We start from the raw sequence: 17,696 nt of genomic DNA, 5'->3' as shown, positions 1-17,696 counted from the left end.
CAAGCGCATACAATAAAGGCTCCCGAGGGAGCCTTTATTTTTACTATTCAATCGTGAGCTTAGATAGCAACGCCAATGTTGCTGACTGGCTCTTCACGTAATTCATGACGTAAGTCTTTAATCAGCTCAATATCACGCTCTGTGGTTTCACGTAGAGGGCGGAAGATAGCCCACTGAACGTCCCACTCTTCACATACTGCTTCGTTCTCTTTTTGGTTCTGGTTAGTCACTTCGTCTGCACCTTGAGCAAACTCAAGATCCGCGACCGTCTTAACCGACTGTTGGCTAACCTTAATCACCGCTTCAAATAAGTGTTCACGGTCCAACAAGCCATGCAGCAGTGTAGCAAGACCTTGGCACGCATCCATTGCAGGGTACACACCATAGAAGTCGAAATCTTCTGCACTCGGGAATAGCTCTTCAATTTTCTCTAGTTGACGCTCAAAGTTCACCTTCGCGGTTTTTACCGTTAGGATTTCCCAGACACTGTCTAACACATCACGGTAGATTCGTGCTTCGGCAAATTCTGTATTCTCACAAAACATGGCATAGTTAGGGTACATACGCTCACACAGACACGCCATGAAAGTAATTTGTTGCCAAGGTTCTAGTTTTTCAAGACGAACCTGAAGTGGATTCTGTAGCATAGTTACTCAATAGTTGCAGAAAAAGACAGCGAAAGTGTACTTGATAAACCTTAGGGAAAAAAGGTAAGCCGATGAACAATTTCACCAATAAACTCTATATTCTCACCGAGCACAACGAGACCTATCAACAACTGGTCCTTGAACACGCCTTACCCGACCTAGAAATTACCGAAAACGCCGCGGAGGCTGACATTGTACTCGCGGCTCCACCTCTGGTTGCTCAACGCCTGAACGAGTTCACCAAGCTGGATTGGCTGCAAAGCACTTATGCTGGTATCAACGCGCTAGCTAGCCCTGAGCTTCGTCAAGATTACACACTCACCAACGTCAGAGGCATCTTCGGTCCACTCATTGCTGAGTATGTCATGGGATACAGCATCAGCCACTACCGCCACTTTCAACACTACCACCAGCAGCAAGCTCAAAAGCAATGGCAGCCACAGCTCTATCAATCACTCAGCGGGCGCACCATGGTGATCCTTGGTACCGGTTCAATTGGCAGCCACCTCGCCAAGGTGGCGCAAGCCTTCGGTATTCAAGCAATTGGGGTCAATCGTGCTGGCATACCACCACGTCAAACTTCATTTGATAGCACTTACCACATCAACGAAGCACACGTCGCTCTCAAACAAGCGGATATCATCGTCAATACCCTGCCCTCAACGCCGCAAACCAACAAGTTACTCGATGGTGAACTGCTCAGTCATTGCCAAGGTGCATTACTCTTTAATGTAGGCCGAGGCAGTACACTCGATGAAGCAGGCCTTCTGTTAGCACTGAAAAGCCGCTGGATCGAACACGCCTTCCTAGATGTATTTGAAAGTGAGCCTCTAGCAAAAGAGCACCCTTTCTGGGGGCTGCCTCAAATCACTATCACGCCCCATATTGCCGCTCTTAGTGAACCACGACAGGTTGTCGAGATATTTGCTAACAACTACCAGTCTTGGCGCGATGGCTTTCAACTCAAATACCAAATCGATTTCGATAAAGGGTACTAGCGATTTACTTCACTCGTGGCGCTGCAATTGGGTATTCTTCGAACATCTGCTGCACCTGGTCTTGAACGAATTCATTTCGCTCTTCAGAGTCCATGGTTTCCGTTAGCTGTCTTTGAGAGACGGAGCGCCACACCACGTCGTTAGTTTGTGTATCAATCAAGTTCACACTGAGCTTGCCGTATTTCTTCTCTTTGACTCGAGTTGGCGTACTAACGCCAGCACCATAGCGGCTATTAATGCTGCCCGTGCCAAAACCAAAGCTAAAGGTTGGTCCATCCGCCAGTAACTCAGACGCTTCTAAAATCTCATAGTAGACCGTCAACTGACCATCGGACTCGGATAAGCGCATACCTCTCAAGGCCATCTCTTTGTCGACCGCTTTCTTAATTCGAGCGCCATCTAAGGTCACAGGCGTATTGGGATCTTCATGATACTGATAGGTCGAAAAACCACTAAAATCGACCGAGGAGTCGTAATCGGTCGCCACGTCCGAAGCACAACCAGAAACCAACATTGCACTTAATAACCAAGCAAAACCCATTCTTAACATACTCAACTCCTTCGAATTTCCCCATTATGTAGATCATAGTCGAAAATTATCGGGGCACCTGTGAAACTCCCAGAAACAAAAAAGCCCCTCACTGCAATAGTGAGGGGCTCTGATATAAACCTAACTCTAAACGTTATTTGTGGTAAGGCTTAGACAGTTCATGTACCGCTTCTACGAACACGCCTGCATTTTCTGGCGGCACGTCTAGATGGATACCGTGACCAAGGTTAAATACGTGGCCAGTACCCGCGTCACCGAAGCCTTCAAGAATCGTAGAGACTTCTTCACGGATACGCTCTGGAGAAGCGTAAAGCATAGAAGGATCCATGTTACCTTGCAGTGCAACCTTATCACCCACGCGTTTAACCGCATCTTGAATGTTGATAGTCCAGTCTAGGCCAACTGCGTCACAGCCCGTCGCTGCGATCTGCTCTAGCCACATGCCGCCGTTCTTAGTAAATAGCGTCACTGGTACGCGACGACCGTCGTTTTCACGGATAAGGCCATCAACAATCTTATGCATGTATTGCAGTGAGAATAAGTTGTAATCACGAGGAGTCAATACGCCACCCCAAGTATCAAATACCATGACTGATTGAGCACCCGCTTTGATTTGAGCGTTTAGGTATTCGATAACGCTGTCTGCTAGCTTATCTAGAAGTAGGTGCAGAGTTTGAGGTTCTGCGTACATCATCTTCTTGATCTTAGTGAACGCTTTCGAGCTGCCACCTTCAACCATGTAAGTCGCTAGTGTCCATGGGCTACCAGAGAAACCGATCAGTGGAACATCACCGTTTAGATCTTTGCGGATCTGACGAACTGCGTTCATTACGTACTGCAGTTCACCTTCTGGATCTGGCAGGCCAATTTTTTCTACGTCTGCTTTGCAGGTAATTGGCTTATCAAATACCGGGCCTTCACCCGCAGCAAAGCGCAGCTCAAGGCCCATCGCATCAGGAATCGTCAAAATATCTGAGAACAAGATTGCTGCATCAAGAGGGAAGCGACGCAGAGGTTGAAGCGTTACTTCAGATGCCAGTTCAGCGTTCTTACAAAGCGACATAAAGTCACCCGCTTCAGCACGAGTTGCCTTGTACTCTGGAAGATAACGACCTGCTTGGCGCATCATCCATACTGGCGTGTAATCAACAGGCTGTTTTAAGAGTGCGCGTAGATAGCGATCATTTTTTAATTCGGTCATTCCGTAAATTCCAATTCAATCTTGTCTAGTTGTTGGCGTGTATTCTAACACTGATTGCAGGGTAAAAGCTGTGTGCTTTGCAACCTAGATCAAGTTATTAACTTTTAAATCAATGCTTAATTTGCACCCAATCATAGGCACATGTTAAAAATTTGTTCGCTAGCGAAAATTACAATTATAACACTGAGTTCCTACAACTCAGCATCTCATAACGACATCTTACTTACCCCCTCCACTTGTGGAGGGTTTTTTTTAGGTATTTGACCACCCATAGGCCAAATACTCCTGTAGGCCAATCCATCCGTTTTTAGATAGATTTAATCCGCAGCGATATCTTCAATCGTCTGCTCAATCAGCGCTCTTGCAATGGTCCCTTTCGGCGCGACTTCTGGCATAGAATCTTTCGTAAACCATTGAGCATCAGACAGTTCGCTGTAGTCTGGTTTCAACACACCACCAGCATAGTCGGCAAGAAAGCCCATCATCATACTAGAAGGGAAAGCCCAAGGCTGGCTGCCGAAGTATCGGATGTTAGTCACATCGATTCCTGTTTCTTCTTTCACTTCACGAGCAACACACTGTTCGAGAGTCTCTCCGACCTCTAGGAAGCCCGCTATCACCGTATACATCCCGGTTTTGTGTCGTGGGTGCTGAGCAAGCAAAATCTTATTGTCGTGCCTTACAGCGACAATGATGCATGGAAAGATTCTTGGATAGTGCAACGTGCGACAATCACCGCACTGCATCGCCACTTGATTATGATTGAGGTGATTGCGTCCGCCACATTGTGGGCAAAAACGCATGCTTTGGCTCATGTGACCGTACTGAATCGCTTTGCTAGCGAACAGAAATAGAGCCTCAGGCCAGTGCAGCAATTCACGCAGGCTTTGCATCTCAAATTGAAGATCGCTGTCAGAATCATTTAGCCAGTAAACATGATGATTTTGATACTGACCAATGCATATCGCGTGTTCGATATTGAGTTCAAAATCCACAGCAGTGCCAAGTGGTAAGCGGCCTTCTATGGTCCAAATATCGCTTCCTGATACGACACACCAGTACGCTTTGTCAGTCATCTTACCGTCACTTTTTTTTAACATCCCTATGCCTCATTGCTTGCAGTTCGTTCATTTTACTGGCAATCTAATTTCATACTAGAGTTGTAGCCGATATTAATTCAGGCTATTACTTTTAGTAGCGTATAACAAATGGACCCCTACTTAAGCACTTATCATGATCACAAGGTTGTGATCAGATCATGAGGACATGGTCATGCTAAATAAATTTAAACAAGTACAAGAACAATGGGGTGGCTCGAATGAGGTCATCGATCATTGGCTCGAAACTCGACAGTCTCTAATCGTCGAGTATTGCAAGCTAGGTACCCTTCAGCCAGCTAACGGGCAATCAAACGTTGTTGAACTCCCTTCTCCTAAAGAAATCAGCTCATTTTGCGATCACGTTGTTGATTATATCTCTGAAGGTCATTTTAAGATCTACGATATGGTCATGGCGAAATGGCAAGCGACTGGCTTTAAAACCAACGACGAAATCGACACTACTTACGCGAAGATCGTTCTCACCACTGAGCCGCTGCTAGAGTTCAACGATAAATACGTAAAAGTAAGTGCAGACGATGAGTTGCCTAACTTCGAGGTCGACATGTCGAAGGTTGGAGAGCTACTTGAAGTGCGTTTTGAAGTAGAAGACCATCTGATTCAGCTTATTGCCGACAGTTTAGCGATTCCGCCAGGCGCATAAGCAAGAAACGAAAAGAAGATTAAATCGTGAGGGTTGGCGTTTATGACGTCAGCCCTTTTACGTTCTTAGAACAGCATTCCCCAATAGTAAAAGCTCATAATTCGGGTTCTCTTTAAATGGTGAGAGTTAGAGGTGACTCCATACTCGCTCCTTCTTACACGATGGAATGATACTTTCCCTTCACCCAAAAACAAAAAAGGCACCCGAAGGTGCCTTTTCTTTTAAGCTCTTAACAATTACTCGTCAGAAGAGAAGCCTGCATTTAGAAGTGCAGCTAGGTTGTCAGTAGCTTGTTCAGCTGAAGGACCTTCTTGCTCTTCTTCGCGCTTAGCTTGACGCTCTTGGTGGTATGCGAAACCAGTACCAGCTGGGATCAGACGACCAACAATTACGTTCTCTTTCAGACCACGTAGGTCATCACGCTTACCAGAAACCGCAGCTTCTGTTAGTACGCGAGTTGTCTCCTGGAACGATGCCGCAGAGATGAACGACTCAGTTGCTAGAGATGCTTTAGTAATACCTAGTAGTTCGCGCTCGAAGCGTACTAGTTCTTTACCTTCCGCTTCTAGAGCGCGGTTAGCAATCTTAACTTGTGAGTATTCAACTTGCTCGCCAGGTAGGAACTCAGAGTCACCTGCGTGCGTGATTGTACACTTACGTAGCATTTGACGAACGATAGTCTCGATGTGCTTATCGTTAATCTTTACGCCTTGTAGACGGTAAACTTCTTGAACTTCGTTCGCGATGTACTGAGTCACAGCGTGAATACCACGTAGACGTAGGATGTCATGTGGAGTTTCTGGACCGTCAGCGATTACATCACCACGTTCAATCTTCTCACCTTCAAACACGTTCAGTTGACGATGCTTAGGAATCATCTCTTCGTAAGTTTCGCCACCCTCGCGAGTGATAACTAGACGACGCTTACCTTTCGTTTCTTTACCGAAAGACACAGTACCTGTGTGCTCAGCAAGGATCGCAGGCTCTTTAGGCTTACGAGCTTCGAATAGGTCTGCTACGCGTGGTAGACCACCGGTGATATCTTTGTTACCGCCAGATTTCTGAGGGATACGTGCAAGAGTGTCACCAATGCCAACTTCTGCGCCATCTTCGATGTTTACAATCGCTTTACCAGGTAGGAAGTAGTGAGCTGGCATATCAGTACCAGGGATCATTACGTCGTTGCCTGCTGCATCAACAAGTTTGATAGCTGGACGCATATCTTTACCTGCTGCTGGACGCGCTGCTGCATCAGTTACCTCAGAAGAAGATAGACCTGTTAGGTCATCTGTCTGACGAGAAACTGTTACGCCATCGATCATGTCTACGAACTGGATGCGACCTGCCACTTCAGTGATGATTGGCATAGTGTGCGCTTCCCAGTTAGCTACTACTTCACCCGCATCAACTGAATCTTCGTGACCTTTAGTCAGCGTAGAACCGTAAGGAAGTTTGTGCTTCTCTTTCGTACGACCGAACTCATCAACGATGGTTAGTTCAGATGCACGAGAAGTGATTACAAGCTTCTTGTCTTTATTGATAACGAATTTAGCGTTGTGTAGCTTAACCGTACCTGTAGTCTTAGCTTGGATGCTGTTCTCTGCTGCTGCAGTAGATGCCGCACCACCGATGTGGAACGTACGCATCGTTAGCTGTGTACCCGGTTCACCGATAGATTGTGCAGCGATAACACCAACTGCTTCACCTTGGTTCACTAGGTGACCACGTGCTAGGTCACGACCGTAACACTGTGCACAACAACCGAAGTCAGCGTCACACGTTACAACTGAACGTACTTTGATGCTGTCTACAGAGTTGTCTTCCATGATCTGACACCACTTCTCATCAATCAGAGTATTACGTGGAATTAGAACATCTTCAGAACCAGGCTTAAGAACGTCTTCAGCTACTACACGACCTAGAGCAAGCTCAGAAAGTGCAACTTTAACGTCACCACCTTCGATGTGAGGCATCATGTCGATACCTTCGTGCGTGCCACAGTCATGTTCGTGTACTACAACGTCTTGAGCAACGTCTACTAGACGACGAGTTAGGTAACCCGAGTTCGCTGTTTTCAGTGCCGTATCCGCAAGACCCTTACGAGCACCGTGCGTTGAGATAAAGTACTGAAGTACGTTTAGACCTTCTTTAAAGTTCGCAGTGATCGGTGTCTCGATGATTGAGCCATCTGGACGTGCCATCAGACCACGCATACCCGCTAGCTGACGAATCTGAGCTGCAGAACCACGAGCGCCCGAGTCGGCCATCATGTAGATGCTGTTGAACGATTCTTGCTGCTCTTCTTCACCGTCACGGTTGATAACAGTTTCAGAAGATAGGTTATCCATCATCGCTTTCGCAACGCGGTCGTTCGTAGACGCCCAGATATCGATAACTTTGTTGTAACGCTCACCCGCAGTAACAAGACCAGATTGGAATTGCTCTTGGATTTCACGAACTTCTTCTTCAGCAGATTCGATCTCATCGTATTTCGCTTGAGGTACAACCATGTCGTTGATACCTACAGAAACACCAGAAAGTGCTGCGTATGCAAAACCTGCGTACATGATTTGGTCAGCAAAGACTACAGTGTCTTTCAGGCCAAGCTTACGGTAAGCCTCGTTAAGCAGGTTAGAAATCTGTTTCTTACCAAGCTTTTGGTTAACTAGGCTGAACGGTAGGCCCGCTGGAACGATTTGCCATAGCATTGCACGGCCGACAGTTGTATCAACCATCTTCGTTTCAGTTGTGCTGTTACCATCTTCGTCTTTAACCGTCTCAGTGATACGAACTTTAACGCGAGCGTGTAGCTCAGCAGTCTTAGTACGGTATGCCTTCTCAGCCTCTGCAGGGCCAGCAAGATACATACCTTCGCCTTTCACGTTGATCTTGTCACGAGTCATGTAGTAAAGACCCAATACAACGTCCTGAGAAGGTACGATGATCGGATCACCTGACGCTGGCGACAGAATGTTGTTTGTCGACATCATCAGTGTACGTGCTTCAAGCTGTGCTTCTAGAGTTAGAGGCACGTGTACCGCCATTTGGTCACCATCGAAGTCGGCGTTATATGCCGCACACACTAGTGGGTGAAGCTGGATCGCTTTACCTTCGATTAGTACTGGTTCAAACGCTTGGATACCTAGACGGTGAAGTGTAGGTGCACGGTTAAGCAGTACTGGGTGTTCGCGGATTACTTCGTCTAGGATATCCCAAACGATAGCTTCTTCGCGCTCTACCATCTTCTTAGCAGCTTTGATTGTCGTAGCCATGCCACGAGTCTCTAGCTTGCTGTAGATGAACGGCTTAAATAGCTCAAGTGCCATCTTCTTAGGAAGACCACACTGATGTAGACGAAGGTATGGACCTACTGTGATTACAGAACGGCCAGAGTAGTCTACACGTTTACCTAGAAGGTTCTGACGGAAACGACCCTGTTTACCCTTGATCATATCAGCAAGAGATTTCAGAGGACGCTTGTTCGAACCAGTGATCGCACGACCGCGACGACCGTTATCTAGAAGGGCATCAACAGACTCTTGCAGCATACGCTTTTCGTTACGTACGATGATGTCCGGAGCAGCTAGCTCTAGAAGACGCTTCAAACGGTTGTTACGGTTGATCACTCGACGGTAAAGGTCGTTCAGATCTGAAGTCGCAAAACGACCGCCATCTAGAGGTACTAGAGGACGTAGATCTGGCGGAAGAACCGGAAGTACAGTCAGAATCATCCATTGCGGATCGTTACCCGATGCAATGAACGCTTCAACTAGCTTCAGGCGCTTAGTGATCTTCTTACGCTTAGTTTCAGAGTTAGTTGTTTCCAACTCTTCGCGCATTTCTTCCACTTCTTGATGAAGGTCCATTGTTGCAAGCAGATCTTTGATCGCTTCTGCACCCATCTTAGCAGTGAATTCATCGCCCCACTCTTCTAGACGATCCAGATACTCTTCTTCAGTAAGCATCTGAGATTTTTCTAGATCAGTCATACCTGGTTCAGTTACTACGTACATTTCGAAGTAAAGAACACGTTCGATATCACGTAGAGGGATATCCATTAGTAGACCGATACGAGACGGTAGCGATTTTAGGAACCAGATGTGAGCAACTGGTGAAGCAAGCTCGATGTGGCCCATACGGTCACGACGAACTTTAGTTTGTGTAACTTCTACGCCACACTTCTCACAGATAACACCACGGTGTTTCAGACGCTTGTATTTGCCACAAAGACATTCGTAGTCTTTAACTGGACCAAAGATACGCGCACAGAACAGACCATCGCGCTCAGGTTTGAACGTACGATAGTTGATCGTCTCAGGTTTTTTAACTTCACCGAAAGACCATGAACGGATCATGTCTGGTGAAGATAGACCGATTTTGATTGCATCAAATTCTTCGGTCTTATGCTGCGCTTTTAGAAAGTTTAATAAGTCTTTCACAATCAGCTCCTGTAAGGAGTTAAAAGGAGCTCACCCGCAAAAGTGAGCACCTTCTACCAATAATCCCGTGGGGATTACTCTTCGTCTTCTAGCTCGATGTTAATACCTAGCGAGCGGATCTCTTTCAACAGTACGTTGAACGATTCTGGCATGCCAGGTTCCATGCTATGGTTGCCATCTACGATGTTCTTATACATCTTAGTACGGCCGTTAACGTCATCCGACTTAACTGTTAGCATTTCTTGAAGCGTGTAAGCAGCACCGTATGCTTCTAGTGCCCATACTTCCATCTCACCGAAACGCTGACCACCGAACTGAGCTTTACCACCAAGTGGTTGCTGAGTTACTAGGCTGTAAGAACCAGTTGAACGAGCGTGCATCTTGTCATCAACAAGGTGGTTTAGTTTCAGCATGTACATGTAACCAACAGTTACAGGACGCTCAAACGCATCACCAGTACGACCATCAAACAGAGTTAACTGACCAGATTCTGGTAGGTCACCCAGTTTAAGTAGTTCTTTGATTAACGCTTCAGAAGCACCATCGAACACAGGAGTAGCAATCGGTAGACCGCCACGTAGGTTCTTGATCAGAGTACGAACTTGATCATCAGACAGTTCAGCAATGTCAACTTTCTGACGAGTATCACCAAGATCGTAAACCTTCTGTAGGAACTCACGGAACTTGTGCAGTTCTTGTTGCTCCTTAACCATTTGGTTGATCTTGTCACCGATACCTTTCGCAGCCAGACCTAAGTGTACTTCTAGGATCTGACCGATGTTCATACGCGATGGTACACCCAGTGGGTTCAGTACGATGTCGACAGGTTGACCTTTCTCATCGTATGGCATGTCTTCAACAGGGTTAATCTTAGAGATTACACCTTTGTTACCGTGACGACCCGCCATCTTATCACCAGGCTGGATGCGACGTTTAACTGCTAGGTAAACCTTAACAATCTTCAGTACGCCAGGCGCTAGATCATCACCTTGAGTGATCTTACGACGCTTAGTTTCAAACTTCTTATCGAAGTCAGCTTTTAGCTCATCCCACTGCTCAGCAAGTTGCTCAAGCTGTGATTGTAGCGCGTCGTCTTCTAGTGCTTGCTCTAGCCACTTCTTACGGCCGATTGCATCAAGCTTAGCTTCAGAGTAACCACCAGACAGAAGAACAGCTTTAACACGGTTAAGAAGGCCGCCCTCAAGAATTTGGAACTCTTCAGTTAGGTCTTTCTTCGCTTCTTTCAGCTGCATCTGTTCGATTTCAAGTGCACGCTTGTCTTTCTCTACGCCATCGCGAGTGAAGACTTGTACATCGATGATCGTACCTGAAACAGAGTTTGGTACACGTAGAGAAGTATCTTTAACATCAGATGCTTTCTCACCGAAGATTGCACGTAGTAGCTTCTCTTCAGGAGTCAGTTGAGTTTCACCTTTAGGTGTTACTTTACCAACTAGGATGTCACCACCCTTAACTTCAGCACCAATGTAAACGATACCTGACTCGTCTAGTTTAGACAGAGCAGACTCACCTACGTTTGGAATATCAGCTGTGATCTCTTCAGAGCCCAGCTTAGTATCACGAGCCACACAAGATAGTTCTTGGATGTGGATAGTCGTGAAACGGTCTTCTTGAACTACGCGCTCAGATACTAAGATCGAGTCTTCGAAGTTGTAGCCGTTCCAAGGCATGAATGCGATACGCATGTTTTGACCAAGTGCTAGCTCACCAAGGTCTGTTGAAGGACCGTCAGCTAGTACGTCGCCACGTGATACAGGTTCACCTGGAAGCACGGTAGGACGTTGGTTAATACATGTGTTTTGGTTAGAACGCGTGTACTTAGTTAGGTTGTAGATGTCGATACCAGCTTCGCCAGGTACTAGCTCATCTTCGTTAACCTTAACTACGATACGAGAAGCGTCTACAGACTGAATCATACCACCACGTTTAGCTACGGCTGTTACACCAGAGTCTACTGCGATGTTACGTTCGATACCTGTACCAACTAGAGGCTTATCAGCTTTTAGAGTTGGAACTGCTTGACGTTGCATGTTCGCACCCATCAATGCACGGTTCGCATCATCGTGTTCTAGGAACGGGATAAGCGATGCAGCGATAGATACTACTTGGTTTGTCGCAACGTCCATGTAGTCAACGTGGTCGCGTGGGTGAAGACCAGATTCACCTTTTTGACGAGCAGTGATTAGCTCATCTGCGAACGTTCCTTCTTCAGTAAGAACGGTGTTCGCCTGCGCGATTACAAATTGACCTTCCTGGATTGCAGATAGGTAATCTACTTCGTCTGTTACAACACCATCTACTACGCGACGGTACGGAGTTTCTAGGAAACCGTAGTCGTTACAACGCGCAAATGCAGATAGCGAGTTAATTAGACCGATGTTTGGACCTTCAGGCGTTTCGATCGGACATAGACGACCGTAGTGAGTTACGTGAACGTCACGTACTTCGAAGCCTGCGCGTTCACGAGTTAGACCACCTGGACCTAAAGCAGAAATACGACGCTTGTGCGTTACTTCTGACAATGGGTTGTTTTGGTCCATGAACTGTGAAAGCTGTGAAGAGCCAAAGAATTCTTTAACAGCAGCAGAAATAGGCTTAGCGTTGATTAGGTCTTGAGGCATGATTGCATCAAGGTCACCAAGGCTTAGGCGCTCTTTAACAGCACGTTCTACACGAACTAGACCAACACGGAATTGGTTCTCTGCCATTTCACCTACTGAACGGATACGACGGTTACCTAGGTGGTCGATATCATCAACTTCACCTTTACCGTTACGGATAGCGATCAGCTTCTTCATCACTTCGATGATGTCTGATTCGTCTAGCGTACCGCGCTCTTCTTCTTCTTCACGCTCGATAGAGCTGTTGAACTTCATACGGCCTACAGTTGATAGGTCGTAACGTTCTTCAGAGAAGAATAGGCTTTCGAATAGAGCTTCTGCAGCTTCTTTTGTTGGTGGCTCGCCAGGGCGCATCATGCGGTAGATTTCTACAAGCGCAGAGATGCGATCTACAGTGCTGTCTGCACGTAGAGTGTCTGACATGAATGGACCATGGTCTAGGTCATTCGTGAACAGTACTTCTAGAGCTTTGTGACCTGCTTGAGATAGGTTAGCAAGTGCCTCTAGGCTGATCTCTTGGTTAGCACCAACAATGATCTCGCCAGTTGCTTCGTTGATGTAATCTTTCGATGCAACTTTACCAACGATGTACTCTACTGGTACTTCGATGTGTTCAACGCCATCTTTCTCAAGTTGACGGATGTGACGAGCAGTAACACGACGACCAGTCTCAACGTAAACTTTGCCGTTTGCTTCGATGTCGAATGACGCAGTTTCACCACGTAGACGATCTGGAACCAACTCCATTAGTAGAGTTTGGTCTTTCACTTCGAAGTTCACTTTCTCGAAGAATAGATCCAGGATCTCTTCTGTCGACTTACCTAGTGCACGAAGGATGATTGAAGCTGGTAGCTTACGACGACGGTCGATACGTACGAATAAGTTGTCCTTAGGATCGAACTCAAAGTCTAACCATGAGCCACGGTAAGGAATTACACGTGCGTTATAAAGAACTTTACCTGATGAGTGGGTTTTACCCTTATCACTGTCGAAGAACACGCCTGGGCTTCGGTGCAGCTGGGATACGATAACCCTCTCGGTACCATTGATTACGAAAGTACCATTGTCTGTCATAAGCGGAATTTCGCCCATGTAGACTTCTTGTTCTTTAATGTCTTTTACAGTACCTGCTGGCGCATCTTTATCAAAGATAACTAGACGTAGTTTAACGCGTAGTGGCTTTGAGTAAGTTACACCGCGGATTTGACATTCTTTAACGTCAAAAACTGGCTCACCAAGACGGTAGCTAACGTATTGCAGCTCAGAATTGCCGTTGTAGCTCTGAATTGGGAATACAGAACGAAAAGCAGCCTCAAGACCGTATTGACCTTCAGGATCCTGTTCGATGAATTTGTCGAAAGAATCAAGCTGGATCGATAACAGGTATGGAATGTCCAAAACTTGTGGACGAGTACCAAAGTCCTTACGGATGCGCTTTTTCTCGGTATAAGAGTAAACCATGGGGTTCCTCAGCTCGCTGATAAGTGACCCAAACTACCCGAAACACTCCTCGGAGGGGGTAGTGACTAACAGCTGTTTACTGTAGTGAACGACTATCTTGGAAAGGTAATCGTTTTTTTGCTCAGGTTATGACGTTTAAACAGCGGGAAAATTCGTCATAGCCCTACAGCGCAAAAAGGCCGGTGGTTATTTAACCACCAGCCAATAGCCGTTAGGCTAAGAAATTAAGTAATAATTACTTAACTTCAACAGAAGCGCCTGCTTCTTCTAGCTGTGCTTTAAGAGCTTCAGCTTCAGCTTTGTCAACGCCTTCTTTTAGAGGTGCTGGAGCTGAGTCTACAAGACCTTTAGCTTCTTTAAGACCTAGGCCAGTTGCGCCACGTACAGCTTTGATTACTTGTACTTTGTTAGAACCAGCAGCAGTTAGGATTACGTCGAATTCAGTTTGCTCAGCAGCAGCTTCGCCACCAGCAGCGCCGCCAGCTACAACAGCAGCTGCAGCAGATACGCCGAATTTCTCTTCCATAGCTTCGATAAGCTCAACAACTTGCATTACAGACATTTCTGCAACTGCGTCTAGGATTTGCTCGTTAGTAATAGACATAACAATTCTCTTTTAAGTCAACAATAAGTTTAATTTGCAACCAGTGAAAAGCAAGGCTTATGCCGCAGCTTCTTCTTTTTGGTCACGTAGTGCAGCGATAGTACGAACCAGCTTGCCTGCAGAAGCTTCTTTCATGCACATCATTAGGCGTGCGATTGCTTCGTCGTAAGTTGGTAGTGTCGCTAGTACTTCAGCATCAGTAACTGTGCCTTCAAATGCAGCAGCTTTGATCTCGAAATCTTTGTTCTCTTTAGCGAAGTCTTTGAAAAGACGCGCTGCAGCACCTGGGTGCTCGTTAGAGAACGCGATCAGAGTTGGACCAGTGAAAGTGTCTGTTAGACACTCGTAGTCAGTACCCTGAACCGCACGACGTGCTAGTGTGTTACGAACAACTTTCATGTAAACACCCGCTTCGCGAGCTTGTTTACGTAGAGAAGTCATTGCGCCAACTTCAACGCCACGAGAATCAGCTACAACTGCAGAAAGTGCACCATTAGCTGCTTCGTTGACTTCAGCAACAATTGCTTTTTTGTCTTGAAGATTTAAAGCCATTTGGTTTAACCTCTGGTTGTGATTACAGCACTCATTACAGTGTGCAATGAGCGTTTACGATGCTAATAAACATGAATCACTTCATTTAAATTAGGCATCGCCTACGTAGGTTTTATTAAGCTATAACTCCGAAAAGCACAGCGCCTACGGTCTTGGGATAGATGACTCGAATTGCTTCAGAAATCACCCAACCACAAATATTAGGCGCAGAATTATACACTAAATCTGCGCCTAAGCAAATTAGTTTGCTTGCGTGTTCAGGCTAGCCTGATCAACAGCAACACCAGCACCCATAGTAGTAGAGATGCTTACTTTCTTCAGGAAAGTACCTTTCGCTGAAGAAGGCTTAGCTTTCTTAAGAGCAACTAGCAGAGCTTCAAGGTTTTCTTGAATCTGGTTAGCTTCGAAAGATGCTTTACCGATAGTAGTGTGGATGATGCCGTTCTTGTCGTTACGGTAACGAACCTGACCAGCTTTAGCGTTCTTAACAGCTTCAGCAACGTTAGGAGTCACAGTACCAACTTTAGGGTTTGGCATAAGGCCGCGTGGACCTAGGATAGTACCTAGTTGACCAACAACGCGCATTGCATCTGGAGAAGCAACAACTACGTCGAAGTTCATTTCGCCTTTCTTCACTTGCTCAGCAAGATCTTCCATACCAACAACATCTGCGCCAGCTTCTTTAGCTGCTTCTGCGTTTGCACCTTGAGTGAACACAGCAACGCGGATTTCACGACCAGTACCGTGAGGTAGCACAGTAGCGCCACGTACGTTTTGGTCAGATTTACGAGCATCGATGCCTAGGTTAACAGCAACATCAACAGACTCAACGAATTTAGCAGTAGCTAGTTCTTTAAGAAGAGCAACAGCTTCGTTGATTTCGTACTCTTTAGTTACGTCAACTTTTTCGCGGATTACGCGCATACGCTTAGTAAGTTTTGCCATCTTATTAACCCTCTACCACTAGGCCCATTGAACGAGCAGTACCAGCGATTGAACGCTTCATTGCTTCGATGTCAGCACCAGTCATATCAGCAGCTTTAGTTTCTGCGATTTCTTGGATTTGAGCGTCAGTTACAGTACCCACTTTTTCAGTGTTTGGACGACCTGAACCAGACTTAACGCCAGCAGCTTTCTTAAGAAGAACAGCAGCAGGTGGAGTCTTAGTTACGAACGTGAAAGAACGGTCGTTGTATACAGTAATAACTACTGGAGTCGGTAGACCTTTCTCAACAGATTCTGTTTTTGCGTTGAACGCTTTACAGAATTCCATGATGTTAACACCGTGTTGACCTAGAGCAGGACCAACCGGTGGCGACGGGTTTGCCATACCAGCTGCAACTTGCAGTTTGATATAAGCTTCAACTTTCTTAGCCATGATATTTCCTAATATTTGGGTACATGCGCTAGCCGTAAGGCAAGCTCCCCATAATTTCAATTAAGCTTTTTACTTCCTCAGAAGTAAAAAGGCGCGAAATTATAATCATAATTCGCGCCTTAAACAACCCTAAAAAGGTGATTTTTTATACTCTTTTAATTTGAACAAGTTGCCAATAAGTTATCCACAACTTTGTTCAACTATTCGAGTCTTAGTCCAGTTTTTCAACCTGACCGAATTCAAGCTCAACAGGCGTTGCACGACCAAAGATCGATACAGACACCTTAATGCGGCTCTTCTCGTAATCCACTTCTTCAACAGTACCGTTGAAGTCAGCAAATGGACCATCGTTCACACGAACCACTTCACCAGCTTCGAACATAGTCTTAGGACGTGGAGCTTCGCTCGCTTTCTCTAGACGGTTCAGAATCGCATCAGCTTCTTTGTCAGTGATTGGTGCAGGACGATCAGAGGTGCCACCAATGAAGCCCATAACACGCGGAATGCTGCGTACTAAGTGCCATGATTCGTCATTCATGATCATCTGAACTAATACGTAGCCAGGGAAGAATTTACGTTCACTTTTACGACGTTGACCCGCGCGCATTTCCACTACTTCTTCAGTAGGTACTAGCACATCGCCAAACAGTTCTTCCATGTTGTGCATTTTAATATGTTCGCGTAGCGATTGAGCCACACGACCTTCAAAGCCAGAGAAGGCTTGAACTACATACCAACGTTTTTTTGGAGCTTCACTCATGAATCAGAACCCTCTATACCCCAGTCACAAAGGCAACAAGACGAACCATAATGCCGTCGATGCCCCATAGTGCTAGAGCCATAACAATACTTACAGCTAGAACGATCAATGTGGTTTGCATAGTTTCTTGGCGTGTAGGCCAAACCACTTTACGAATCTCCATGCGAGATTCTTTTGCAAATTCGATCGCAGCTTTACCTTTAGTTGTCGTTGCTGCAACGCCTAGTGCGGCAGCAATCAGCACAACTACACCTGCAGCGCGAATTACAACTGATAATTCACCATACAGGTAATTACCCACAACAGCGGCGGCTAGCAGAACAAAAGCGACAATCCACTTCATTGTATCTGCTGCACTTGAGCTATCAGGAGTCTCAGCGTTTGCTTTCATAAAACCAACCTGTGATAAGTCTTAAATATAGACGACAATAACCCCGCTGTTGCAGGGCACATTCCTTTGCGTTGCAGAACAACACATCTAACAGTCATTTTAGTCAAAAATGATCGTTTTATTCTTTGCTAAGAGACAAAGTTGCTGTGATTTCACACAACTCTTTTTTTAGCGCAGAAAAAGGGCATCAAATGATGCCCTTTTTACTAGTGGTTCGTCAAATCTTATGCAAAGATTTTAGCTACAACACCAGCACCTACAGTACGGCCACCTTCACGGATAGCGAAACGTAGGCCTTCGTCCATTGCGATT

The 17,696-nt window shown here is 46.0% G+C and carries 14 protein-coding genes and 1 pseudogene; 2 read left to right on the top strand and 13 right to left on the bottom strand.

All coding sequences use genetic code 11. From position 1 onward, the window contains the following. Positions 1–59: 59 nt before the first annotated feature. Positions 60–647, bottom strand: coding sequence for a YjaG family protein (locus VFDL14_RS17335; RefSeq protein WP_032549920.1), 588 nt, complete (start codon positions 645–647; stop codon positions 60–62). 71 nt (positions 648–718) lie between these two features. Between VFDL14_RS17335 and VFDL14_RS0122980 the strand changes: the two genes are divergently transcribed. Next, positions 719–1,645: a D-2-hydroxyacid dehydrogenase gene (locus tag VFDL14_RS0122980; RefSeq protein WP_032549919.1), complete on the top strand. Its 927-nt coding sequence runs from the start codon at positions 719–721 to the stop codon at positions 1,643–1,645. Positions 1,646–1,649: 4 nt separating this feature from the next. Here the strand turns inward: VFDL14_RS0122980 and VFDL14_RS17340 are convergent, their stop codons facing one another. The 3 genes from VFDL14_RS17340 to nudC form a co-directional block, all read right to left on the bottom strand. Beyond that, positions 1,650–2,195, bottom strand: a complete 546-nt coding sequence (locus tag VFDL14_RS17340; protein ID WP_032549918.1) for a DUF4136 domain-containing protein — start codon at positions 2,193–2,195, stop codon at positions 1,650–1,652. 133 nt (positions 2,196–2,328) lie between these two features. Further along, positions 2,329–3,396 carry a uroporphyrinogen decarboxylase gene (hemE, locus tag VFDL14_RS17345; RefSeq protein ID WP_032549917.1) on the bottom strand — a complete coding sequence of 356 codons (1,068 nt, stop codon included), beginning with the start codon at positions 3,394–3,396 and terminating at the stop codon, positions 2,329–2,331. A 317-nt stretch (positions 3,397–3,713) separates the two neighbouring features. Further along, positions 3,714–4,496 carry an NAD(+) diphosphatase gene (gene nudC / locus VFDL14_RS17350; RefSeq protein ID WP_032549916.1) on the bottom strand — a complete coding sequence of 261 codons (783 nt, stop codon included), beginning with the start codon at positions 4,494–4,496 and terminating at the stop codon, positions 3,714–3,716. Positions 4,497–4,662: 166 nt separating this feature from the next. Between nudC and VFDL14_RS17355 the strand changes: the two genes are divergently transcribed. Beyond that, positions 4,663–5,157 (top strand): Rsd/AlgQ family anti-sigma factor, encoded by a 495-nt coding sequence (locus tag VFDL14_RS17355; protein ID WP_032549915.1) that lies wholly within the window; start codon positions 4,663–4,665, stop codon positions 5,155–5,157. A 236-nt stretch (positions 5,158–5,393) separates the two neighbouring features. Here VFDL14_RS17355 and rpoC read toward each other — a convergent pair whose 3' ends face one another. From rpoC to VFDL14_RS23865, 9 genes and pseudogenes are all read right to left on the bottom strand, one after another. Further along, a complete protein-coding gene (gene rpoC, locus VFDL14_RS17360) occupies positions 5,394–9,596 on the bottom strand; it encodes a DNA-directed RNA polymerase subunit beta' (protein WP_032549914.1) in 4,203 nt (1,400 codons plus the stop codon). Positions 9,597–9,670: 74 nt separating this feature from the next. Continuing rightward, positions 9,671–13,699 carry a DNA-directed RNA polymerase subunit beta gene (rpoB, locus tag VFDL14_RS17365; RefSeq protein WP_032549913.1) on the bottom strand — a complete coding sequence of 1,343 codons (4,029 nt, stop codon included), beginning with the start codon at positions 13,697–13,699 and terminating at the stop codon, positions 9,671–9,673. 235 nt (positions 13,700–13,934) lie between these two features. After that, positions 13,935–14,303 (bottom strand): 50S ribosomal protein L7/L12, encoded by a 369-nt coding sequence (gene rplL, locus VFDL14_RS0122975; protein WP_032549912.1) that lies wholly within the window; start codon positions 14,301–14,303, stop codon positions 13,935–13,937. A gap of 57 nt (positions 14,304–14,360) precedes the next feature. Next, the gene (gene rplJ / locus VFDL14_RS17370; protein ID WP_032549911.1) at positions 14,361–14,855 is read right to left on the bottom strand and encodes a 50S ribosomal protein L10; all 495 of its coding nucleotides are present in this window, start codon (positions 14,853–14,855) and stop codon (positions 14,361–14,363) included. A 240-nt stretch (positions 14,856–15,095) separates the two neighbouring features. Next, positions 15,096–15,800, bottom strand: a complete 705-nt coding sequence (gene rplA, locus VFDL14_RS17375; RefSeq protein ID WP_032549910.1) for a 50S ribosomal protein L1 — start codon at positions 15,798–15,800, stop codon at positions 15,096–15,098. 4 nt (positions 15,801–15,804) lie between these two features. Beyond that, positions 15,805–16,233 carry a 50S ribosomal protein L11 gene (gene rplK / locus VFDL14_RS17380; protein WP_026084318.1) on the bottom strand — a complete coding sequence of 143 codons (429 nt, stop codon included), beginning with the start codon at positions 16,231–16,233 and terminating at the stop codon, positions 15,805–15,807. 211 nt (positions 16,234–16,444) lie between these two features. After that, the gene (nusG, locus tag VFDL14_RS17385; RefSeq protein ID WP_032549909.1) at positions 16,445–16,993 is read right to left on the bottom strand and encodes a transcription termination/antitermination protein NusG; all 549 of its coding nucleotides are present in this window, start codon (positions 16,991–16,993) and stop codon (positions 16,445–16,447) included. A 13-nt stretch (positions 16,994–17,006) separates the two neighbouring features. Next, positions 17,007–17,384 (bottom strand): preprotein translocase subunit SecE, encoded by a 378-nt coding sequence (secE, locus tag VFDL14_RS17390; protein ID WP_032549907.1) that lies wholly within the window; start codon positions 17,382–17,384, stop codon positions 17,007–17,009. 224 nt (positions 17,385–17,608) lie between these two features. Next, positions 17,609–17,696 (bottom strand): annotated as a pseudogene (locus VFDL14_RS23865) (elongation factor Tu); the annotation flags it as partial.

It is taken from the genome of Vibrio fortis, from assembly GCF_000695685.1.
Lineage (GTDB): Bacteria > Pseudomonadota > Gammaproteobacteria > Enterobacterales > Vibrionaceae > Vibrio > Vibrio fortis_A.
The sequence above is the reverse complement of the archived record's forward strand: the minus strand, read 5'-3'. Positions and strand labels throughout refer to the sequence as shown.

What these genes read in the sequence shown, in the direction of transcription:
- VFDL14_RS17335 (WP_032549920.1), bottom strand. Translation starts at nt 647, where the DNA reads ATGCTACAGAATCCACTTCAGGTTCGTCTTGAAAAACTAGAACCTTGG.
- VFDL14_RS0122980 (WP_032549919.1), top strand. Translation starts at nt 719, where the DNA reads ATGAACAATTTCACCAATAAACTCTATATTCTCACCGAGCACAACGAG.
- VFDL14_RS17340 (WP_032549918.1), bottom strand. Translation starts at nt 2,195, where the DNA reads ATGTTAAGAATGGGTTTTGCTTGGTTATTAAGTGCAATGTTGGTTTCT.
- hemE (WP_032549917.1), bottom strand. Translation starts at nt 3,396, where the DNA reads ATGACCGAATTAAAAAATGATCGCTATCTACGCGCACTCTTAAAACAG.
- nudC (WP_032549916.1), bottom strand. Translation starts at nt 4,496, where the DNA reads ATGTTAAAAAAAAGTGACGGTAAGATGACTGACAAAGCGTACTGGTGT.
- VFDL14_RS17355 (WP_032549915.1), top strand. Translation starts at nt 4,663, where the DNA reads ATGGTCATGCTAAATAAATTTAAACAAGTACAAGAACAATGGGGTGGC.
- rpoB (WP_032549913.1), bottom strand. Translation starts at nt 13,699, where the DNA reads ATGGTTTACTCTTATACCGAGAAAAAGCGCATCCGTAAGGACTTTGGT.
- rplL (WP_032549912.1), bottom strand. Translation starts at nt 14,303, where the DNA reads ATGTCTATTACTAACGAGCAAATCCTAGACGCAGTTGCAGAAATGTCT.
- rplJ (WP_032549911.1), bottom strand. Translation starts at nt 14,855, where the DNA reads ATGGCTTTAAATCTTCAAGACAAAAAAGCAATTGTTGCTGAAGTCAAC.
- rplA (WP_032549910.1), bottom strand. Translation starts at nt 15,800, where the DNA reads ATGGCAAAACTTACTAAGCGTATGCGCGTAATCCGCGAAAAAGTTGAC.
- rplK (WP_026084318.1), bottom strand. Translation starts at nt 16,233, where the DNA reads ATGGCTAAGAAAGTTGAAGCTTATATCAAACTGCAAGTTGCAGCTGGT.
- nusG (WP_032549909.1), bottom strand. Translation starts at nt 16,993, where the DNA reads ATGAGTGAAGCTCCAAAAAAACGTTGGTATGTAGTTCAAGCCTTCTCT.
- secE (WP_032549907.1), bottom strand. Translation starts at nt 17,384, where the DNA reads ATGAAAGCAAACGCTGAGACTCCTGATAGCTCAAGTGCAGCAGATACA.